General features: G+C 58.5%; 6 protein-coding genes and 1 pseudogene. 4 read left to right on the top strand and 3 right to left on the bottom strand.

Going from position 1 to position 6138, the window contains the following annotated elements; translation table 11 throughout:
- The coding region (locus Q0341_RS13460; RefSeq protein ID WP_299514270.1) for an NAD(P)/FAD-dependent oxidoreductase at positions 1 to 1240 on the top strand (1240 nt) is incomplete at its 5' end.
- Positions 1241 to 1334: 94 nt separating this feature from the next.
- Here the strand turns inward: Q0341_RS13460 and Q0341_RS13465 are convergent.
- The 3 genes and pseudogenes from Q0341_RS13465 to Q0341_RS13475 form a co-directional block, all read right to left on the bottom strand.
- The gene (locus Q0341_RS13465; RefSeq protein WP_299514273.1) at positions 1335 to 1664 is read right to left on the bottom strand and encodes a Fis family transcriptional regulator; all 330 of its coding nucleotides are present in this window, start codon (positions 1662 to 1664) and stop codon (positions 1335 to 1337) included.
- Positions 1648 to 2151 carry a type II toxin-antitoxin system RelE/ParE family toxin gene (locus tag Q0341_RS13470; protein WP_366522775.1) on the bottom strand — a complete coding sequence of 168 codons (504 nt, stop codon included), beginning with the start codon at positions 2149 to 2151 and terminating at the stop codon, positions 1648 to 1650. The genes Q0341_RS13465 and Q0341_RS13470 overlap by 17 nt, the downstream gene beginning before the upstream one ends.
- A 163-nt stretch (positions 2152 to 2314) precedes the next feature.
- Positions 2315 to 3371, bottom strand: a pseudogene (locus Q0341_RS13475) (alkene reductase).
- A gap of 235 nt (positions 3372 to 3606) precedes the next feature.
- Between Q0341_RS13475 and Q0341_RS13480 the strand changes: the two are divergent.
- The 3 genes from Q0341_RS13480 to Q0341_RS13490 form a co-directional block, all read left to right on the top strand.
- Positions 3607 to 4203, top strand: a complete 597-nt coding sequence (locus Q0341_RS13480; RefSeq protein WP_299514275.1) for a GbsR/MarR family transcriptional regulator — start codon at positions 3607 to 3609, stop codon at positions 4201 to 4203.
- 24 nt (positions 4204 to 4227) lie between these two features.
- Positions 4228 to 5586, top strand: coding sequence for a cytochrome ubiquinol oxidase subunit I (locus Q0341_RS13485; RefSeq protein ID WP_299514284.1), 1359 nt, complete (start codon positions 4228 to 4230; stop codon positions 5584 to 5586).
- 56 nt (positions 5587 to 5642) lie between these two features.
- Positions 5643 to 6138: cytochrome d ubiquinol oxidase subunit II (locus tag Q0341_RS13490; RefSeq protein WP_299514278.1), on the top strand; the 496-nt coding region annotated here is incomplete at its 3' end.

Here is a 6138-nt window from a genome sequence, read left to right on the forward strand (position 1 = left end):
CCACAAAGAAAAAGTCATCGGCAAACTCACAGGCGGCTTGGCGGCCATGGCCAAGATGCGCAAGGTCACCACCGTGCGCGGCTTGGGCCAATTCGTGGGCGCCAACCACCTTGAAGTGTCGGAAACCACCGGCACCGCACAAGAACAAAACGGCAGTAAAAAAGTGATCGCCTTCAAGAAGGCCATCATCGCTGCAGGCTCGCAAGCCGTGCGTTTGCCATTCATGCAGAAGGATGGGCTGGATAAGGACCCACGCGTGGTCGACAGCACAGGCGCTTTGGAACTCAAAGAAGTGCCCAAGCGCATGCTCATCTTGGGCGGCGGCATCATCGGCCTGGAAATGGGCACGGTCTACAGCACGTTGGGCGCACGCCTGGACGTGGTGGAAATGATGGACGGCCTCATGCAAGGCGCTGACCGCGACTTGGTCAAAGTCTGGCAAAAAATGAACGCCAAGCGCTTTGACAACATCATGCTCAAGACCAAGACCGTGTCTGCACGCGCCTTGCCCGAAGGCATCGAAGTCACGTTTGAGAGCGCTGAACCCGGCGGCACAGCCCCCGCGCCGCAGGTGTACGACCTCGTGTTGCAAGCCGTGGGCCGCACGCCCAACGGCAAAAAACTCGCCGCTGAAAAAGCAGGCGTGTCGGTGACCGACCGCGGCTTCATCAACGTCGACATTCAAATGCGCACCAACGTGCCGCACATCTTCGCCATTGGCGACATCGTGGGCCAGCCCATGTTGGCGCACAAGGCCGTGCACGAAGCGCATGTGGCCGCTGAAGTGATTGCGGGCGAACTGCAAGGCAACAAAGAGCTGGCAGCTTCGGCGTTTAACGCACGCGTCATCCCCAGCGTGGCCTACACCGACCCTGAAGTGGCATGGGTGGGCTTGACCGAAGACCAAGCCAAAGCGCAAGGCATCAAGGTCAAAAAAGGTCTCTTCCCTTGGTCAGCTTCAGGCCGCGCCATTGCCAACGGCCGCGACGAAGGCGTGACCAAACTGCTGTTTGACGACTCACCCGAGGCGCACGGCCACGGCAAGATCTTGGGCGGCGGCATGGTGGGCACGCATGCGGGCGACATGATTGGCGAGATCGCTCTTGCCATCGAGATGGGCGCAGACGCTGTGGACATCGGCAAAACCATCCACCCCCACCCCACGCTGGGCGAAAGCATCGGCATGGCGGCGGAGGTGGCGCATGGTAGCTGCACGGATTTGCCGCCTGGCAAGAAGTAAACGCCATGAGCCTGTAGCGGCATCAATGCAAAAGCCCGAACTGGTAACGGTTCGGGCTTTTTGCTGGATGCGCACAGCGGACTTTCGGTTTCCCCTACGCCGAGGTGGCTCGCGAGCGCTTGGTGTCGCGCTTGAGTCGAATCTCGACAGTCCTACCCACTGCGCTGGCCGCTTTGACCAAGGTGTCGAGCTGGATGGACAGGTTACTCGGGTCCAGCACTCGGTCCAATTGAGACCGACTGGTGGCCATGCGTTGTGCCATGTTCACTTTGCTGAGCTTGCCGCTTTGCATGGCGTCGTCCAGTTGTTCGGCCAATGCGCGTTTGAGCGCACGGGCCTGCACTTCTTCAAAAATACCATCCTCTTTGAGGAAGTCATCAAAACTGCTGCCCGTGTGGGGATTGACTTTAGTTGCTTTGGCCATTAATCCACTCCTTCAAGCGTTTGGTTGCCAGTTCAATATCGGCGGGGTTTGTTTGCTGGGTCTTCTTGACAAAAGCATGCAGCAAAATCATTTCGGAAGCCTCCACCGCAAAAAGCACGCGTGCGATGCGGTTGCCGATCTTGCTGCGCACTTCCCAGATCGGCCCCCGCAAATGATCGACCCGTGGTTTGCCGATGGGCCATTTGTATTGGACATAGGCAATGTCTTCACCTACGGTTTGGCGATCTGCTTTGTCCAAAGTCTTCAGCCATTCGCGCACTGGCTCGCTGCCAAGTGCAGACCGGTAGAAGATTGCAGGGATTTTTCTGCTCGACGACATTCTTAAATTGTACCTTAAAAAGTACTTTTTGGGCGTTACAGTGATCGACGGCCTCACCGACCACGAAGTGGCCTGGGTGGGCTTGACCGAAGACCAGAAATCTAAATGGCTGCAGACGCGGTGGACATCGGCAAAACCATCCACCATCACCCCACGCTGGGCGAAAGCATCACGCATGGCGGTGGAAGTGGCGCACGGCAGCTGCACGGACTTGCCGCCGATCAAGAAGTAAACAAGTCTCCACGCCTTAAAAGGGAAAAGCCCGAACTTTTTCAAGTTCGGGCTTTTTTTCTACACCTTCTTGAGTCGATTACAGCGTTGGGTAATCGGTATAGCCCTTGGCACCGGGGGTGTAGAAGGTGCTTTGGTCGGGTACGTTCATGGCCGCACCCGCTTTCACACGGGCAGGGAAGTCGGGGTTGGCGAGGAAGCCGTTGCCAAAGGCGACAGCGTCAAGCTTGCCTTCAGTGGTGGCCGCCTCGGCCTCGGTTGGGGTGTAGCCCATGTTGCCAATCAGCACACCTTTGTAGTGGGCGCGTGCAAGGGGCATCACATCGGCTTTTTGCAGGCCAAAAAAGTCTGCCCGCATGATGTGCAAGTAGGCCAAATCAAAGCGGTTGAGTTGCTCGGCCAGGTAGGCTGTCCAGGCCAGTGGGTCGCTGTCTTTCATGTCGTTGTAGCTGTTCAGGGGCGACAGGCGCAGGCCCACGCGGTCGCTGCCGATGGCCGCACACACGGCGGTCAACACTTCAAAAAGGAAGCGTGCGCGTTGTTCCAATGTGCCGCCGTAGCTGTCGCTGCGTTGGTTGGCGCTGTCGCGCAGAAATTGGTCAATCAAGTAGCCGTTGGCACCGTGTACTTCCACGCCGTCAAAACCTGCAGCCATGGCGTTTTTGGCGGCCTGCGCAAAGGCCTCAACGATGGGGGGCAATTTCGCTTTCCAGCAAGGCGTGGGGTGTGGCTTGGGGCAACATGCCTTGCGCGGTGTGGGCATCGCCCTGGAGCGCCAAGTTGCTGGACGAAACAATCGGCGCACCGTCATTGTTGGCCGGGTGTGCAGCGCGGCCAGCGTGCCATATTTGCATGAAAATTTTGCCGCCCTTGGCGTGCACAGCGGCGGTGGTTTCTTTCCAGGCTTCGATTTGTGCGGCGTTGTAAATGCCGGGTTCGTTGACAAAGGCCGAGGTGTTCTCGGCAATCATGGTGCACTCGGTGATGATCAGCCCGGCGCTGGCGCGCTGCGCGTAGTACTCGGCCATGAGCGCATTGGGCAGATGCCCTGCACTGGCACGCACTCGGGTCAGAGGTGCCATGAGCATGCGGTTGGCGAGGGAAACAGAGCCGATTTGAAGAGGGCTTAACAGCATAGGAATTTTTGAATCAATGTTAAAAAACGGTAGAAGAAATTGCTACCGAATGGCTAATTGGTGGTCAAACAGCCGATTGCAAGGCCAGCGTGTTTCGATGGCGTCGATCTTTAGCGCCTTTGGGAACGCTTGCGGATCTCGTGGGCTTCGTTCGATGCATAAGGAATAACCCTATTCCCATTCCTGATATTTCAGTCATTACTGAAAATTCGGAAGGCGAGGCTAGAATCGCGACATGACCATTTCAGACCAAATTCCCTCCCTCAACCGCGAGTTCATTGCCCATTTCGGTGAAATGGGCAGCAAGTGGGGCATCAACCGCACGGTGGGCCAAATTTACGCGCTGCTCTATGTGTCGCCGCAGGCTTTGAATGCCGATGAGATTGCCGAGGCGCTGGCGTTTTCGCGCTCCAACGTCAGCATGGGCCTCAAAGAGCTGCAGGCATGGCGGCTGGTGCGTTTGCGCCACCAAACGGGTGACCGGCGCGAATACTTCGAGGCACCGGCGGACGTGTGGGAGATCTTTCGGGTGCTGGCCGAGGAGCGTCGCCGCCGTGAGATCGAGCCCACGTTGTCCATGCTGCGAACCGCCTTGCTCGAAACGCCCACTACCGACGCTGAGCGACATGCCCAGCAGCGCATGCGCGAAATGCACGACCTGATCGACCGCCTCATGACTTGGTTTGACGACGTGCAAAAGCTCGCCCCCGAGACTGCCATGCAGCTCATGGGCATGGGCAGCACGGTGACCAAAGTGCTCGAATTCAAAGACCGCCTGACCGGCCGATCCAACAAAGCCTCGGGCGCGAGCCCGAAACGTGAAGCCCTGTGATTTCATCAGAAAGCGACCATGGACATCGACGCTCTCATTCTCTCTCGCATCCAGTTTGCTGCGAACATCAGCTTCCATATCCTGTTTCCGACCATCACCATCGCGCTGTGCTGGTTCTTGCTGTTCTTCCGTTTGCGCTTTGCCCGCACCCAGGATGAAGCATGGGAAGAGGCTTACTATTTTTGGACCAAGGTGTTCGCGCTCACCTTTGCGCTGGGCGTGGTTTCGGGCATTGTGATGAGCTTCCAGTTCGGCACCAATTGGCCGGGCTTCATGCAGCGCACGGGCAATATTTCTGGGCCGCTGCTCGGCTATGAGGTGCTGACGGCATTTTTCCTGGAGGCCAGCTTCTTGGGCATCATGCTGTTCGGCCGTGGCCGGGTGAGCGAGCGGGTGCACCTGACCGCCACTTTTCTGGTGGCCTTTGGCACCACCATGTCGGCCTTCTGGATCTTGAGCCTGAACTCTTGGATGCACACTCCGGCGGGCTTTGAAATCGTCAACGGCCAGTTCATGCCCACCGATTGGCTGGCGGTGGTCTTCAACCCGTCGTTCCCTTACCGCTTCTCGCACAAGTTGCTCGCATCGGCTCTGACGGCTTCGTTCCTGATTGCTGGGCTGTGCGCGTGGCAACTGCTCAAAGGCAGCGCCACGCGCGGCACCCACAAAGCCATGCGCGCGGCCATCTTCACCGCTGCTTGCGTGATGCCGCTGCAGTTCATCGTGGGCGACATGCACGGCCTGAACACACTGAAGTACCAGCCGGCCAAGGTCGCCGCCATGGAAGGCATCTGGGAAACCGAGCGCGGCGCGCCGCTGACGCTGTTTGGCATTCCCGACCAAGAAGCACGCACCACCCACTTCGCGGTGAAGATCCCCAAAGTGGCCAGCTTGATTTTGACCCACGAGCTGGACGGCGAGGTCAAGGGCATCAACGAATTTGAAGGTGCGCACCCACCCGTGGCGCCGATTTTTTACGCCTTTCGTGTGATGGTGGGCGTGGGCTCACTGATGCTGTTGGTCGCCGGTTTCACCGCCTGGCGCTTGTGGCGTCAGCGCAGGCAGCCGCAAGTGACCTTGCCCAGGCCTTGGCTGTGGGTGCTCTCGGGCATGGCGTTCTCCGGCTGGGTGGCCACGCTGGCAGGTTGGTACGTGACGGAGATCGGTCGCCAGCCCTTCTTGGTGTACGGCTTGATGCGCACCAGCGAAGCCGCGACGACCTTGCCGCCACCCTACATTGCGCTCACCTTGACGGCCTACCTGGTGGTCTATGGCCTGCTGTTGGTCACTTACGTCGGTGTGCTGAAGTACATGGCCGAGAACCCCAAAGAACACAGGCCGGAAGCGCCAGCGGGTGCCTTGCTGGGCTTAGCGGGGGTGTGATGGGCCGTACCCAGTGGCTCTGTATCTGAAACTGAAAATGAACTTGAAAGGCGACCATGACTTGGGCTGAATTTCTGCCACTGTTTTTCTTGGCTGTGATGGGGTTGTCCCTGCTGGCTTACGTGATTTTGGATGGTTACGACCTGGGTGTTGGCCTGCTGCTCTTGCAAGCAACCAACGCCGAGAAAGACACCATGATCGCCAGCATCGGTCCTTTCTGGGATGCCAACGAGACCTGGTTGGTGCTGGGCGTGGGCGTGTTGTTGATCGCCTTTCCGATGGCCCATGGCCTGGTGCTGCAAGCGCTGTACCTGCCAGTGGCGATGATGCTGATCGGGCTAATTTTGCGCGGTGTGGCGTTTGACTTCCGGGTCAAGGCGCCGCTTCGCTACAAGTCCTTCTGGAACCGCGCGTTTTTTGCCGGTTCGCTCATGGCCAGTACGTCGCAAGGTTGGATGCTGGGCAGCTACATCACGGGCTTTGCCAATGGGCCGTTGGGCTGGGCATTTAGCCTGGGCATCGCCTTCACCTTGCCCGCCGCTTATGTGCTGT

Origin of the sequence: uncultured Limnohabitans sp., assembly GCF_937889215.1 — a bacterium.
Classification (GTDB): Bacteria; Pseudomonadota; Gammaproteobacteria; order Burkholderiales; family Burkholderiaceae_C; genus Limnohabitans_A.

Bases quoted from the DNA above. Each gene is read 5' to 3' on its own strand.
- Q0341_RS13470 (WP_366522775.1), bottom strand. From the start codon at position 2,151: ATGGTGGATGGTTTTGCCGATGTCCACCGCGTCTGCAGCCATTTAGAT.
- Q0341_RS13480 (WP_299514275.1), top strand. From the start codon at position 3,607: ATGACCATTTCAGACCAAATTCCCTCCCTCAACCGCGAGTTCATTGCC.
- Q0341_RS13465 (WP_299514273.1), bottom strand. From the start codon at position 1,664: ATGGCCAAAGCAACTAAAGTCAATCCCCACACGGGCAGCAGTTTTGAT.